The organism is Bartonella sp. TS25HLJMH (assembly GCF_042193505.1).
Classification (GTDB): Bacteria; Pseudomonadota; Alphaproteobacteria; order Rhizobiales; family Rhizobiaceae; genus Bartonella; species Bartonella grahamii.
The window spans coordinates 1-1,524 of sequence record NZ_JBHILV010000063.1 but is presented as its reverse complement, the minus strand read 5'-3'; the positions used below and the strand labels follow the sequence as shown (position 1 = coordinate 1,524).

Sequence of the window (1,524 nt, the reverse complement as noted above, 5' to 3'; positions counted from 1 at the left end):
GAAATTGAGTTATTTTCATAAATTAAAAAATGAAATTAAGAAAAGATCAATTATCGTAAACTATACACTTTACTTTAATGTCAAAGTTATAATAATGATAATAAATATCATAATGTATATAACAATGAAAAAGAGTCATATTAAAATGAAGTCGATCATTCTTGTAATTTTGATTACAAACATTTTATCAGCTTGTGCATTAGCACCAAAGCTAAAACAGCCCAATGATAGGAACCGTGTGCCTATTAATAAAACAATCCCCGCCGAAATCAAGCGAGCAAGTATATGAGAAAGATTCTTATTATAACAGGAATGGTTACCCTTTTGGCAATGATGAATTTGGCACATGCAGATAGCGGACATGTGTATGATAGAAATGCAGTACAAATCCACCGAACAGAAGACGGTCGAACATATCGGATATATCCTGGTTCGACAGTTTCAACAACCAATACAAATGTTAAAATTAGACGTCCTAATAAACCTCAAGTTAACAGAAAGCCAAAATCACCTAAAAAGTCGCAACCTGCTTCACCGCCACAACCTGCTTCACCGCCACAACCTGCTTCACCGCCACAACCTGCTTCACCGCCACAACCTGCTCCACCGACACCACCTGCTCCACCGCCACAACCTGCTTCACCGCCACAACCTGCTCCACCGACACAACCTGCTCCATCAGCAGAATATCTGGAGCTTATTAATCTATTAAAAAAGGGGGAAATTATTGAGCTCTTAAAAAAACAGCTTGCGTTAAAAAAAGAACAACTTTCGCAAACAGAAAAAGCTTACCAAGCTATAACAACGAATAAGAAAACTGGATCTCAAACAATAGACCTTTCTAGTTCTTTTCTCTTTTCTAGTTTTTTTCTCAAAGAACCAGAATCGCTCTATAAGAGTGATAAGCTTTCAAGGGAATCATATAAAAAGGTATTGGAGGACGAAAACAAAATTTCTGGATCTCTTGATCAAATGGGCAAACATGTTTTTGCGCGTTTACAATTTTTTTCGGTACTCGATAAAGCTATAACTTTGAAAAGTTTTGAAAACGTAGAAAATCGTTTTCAATACCTCAGAAATCTATTTAATGAACTTCAAACAAAAGAAAACCTGAAAGATATTGCAGATCTTCAAACACATATCGATGGTTCGTTAGCCATGATCCGAAATGAATCTGTAAAGATGCAAATGATAACGCATTTACGTAAAGCTGAGCAATCACTTATCAAAAAGAAAAGACGCGAAATTGATATGAAATTTTTTAACCATGAAATAAAAGGGATGCCTATCATACGATGAAAACAAAAACCATGTAGAAGGTTTAGTACTATCTGAACAATTCAGAAGGGCATAAAGGTTTTATCAAAGCCAAGATATCGTGATGAAAATACTCAAGTAATGTATAAATGCAAATGAAGCATTTAACATTTATCTATGTTTCAAGGTGATAAAAAGTTGAAACTTCGTTAAAGAGGAATTCCATGGACTTTACAGTGTTCACGCAACTTTTCGATAAAATTGATC

2 protein-coding genes are annotated in these 1,524 nt (G+C 35.0%); both read left to right on the top strand.

Annotated features, from left to right (window positions below; translation table 11 throughout):
- The first annotated feature begins 145 nt into the window (after positions 1 to 145).
- A complete protein-coding gene (locus ACFINF_RS09180) occupies positions 146 to 289 on the top strand; it encodes a TrwH protein (protein WP_375620584.1) in 144 nt (47 codons plus the stop codon).
- Entirely contained in the window at positions 286 to 1,299 is a 1,014-nt protein-coding gene (locus ACFINF_RS09175; protein WP_375620583.1) for a type IV secretion system protein, read from the top strand. The genes ACFINF_RS09180 and ACFINF_RS09175 overlap by 4 nt, the downstream gene beginning before the upstream one ends.
- The last annotated feature ends 225 nt before the right edge of the window (positions 1,300 to 1,524 follow it).

Coding starts and splice junctions, on each gene's coding strand:
- ACFINF_RS09180 (WP_375620584.1), top strand. CDS start 146: ATGAAGTCGATCATTCTTGTAATTTTGATTACAAACATTTTATCAGCT.
- ACFINF_RS09175 (WP_375620583.1), top strand. CDS start 286: ATGAGAAAGATTCTTATTATAACAGGAATGGTTACCCTTTTGGCAATG.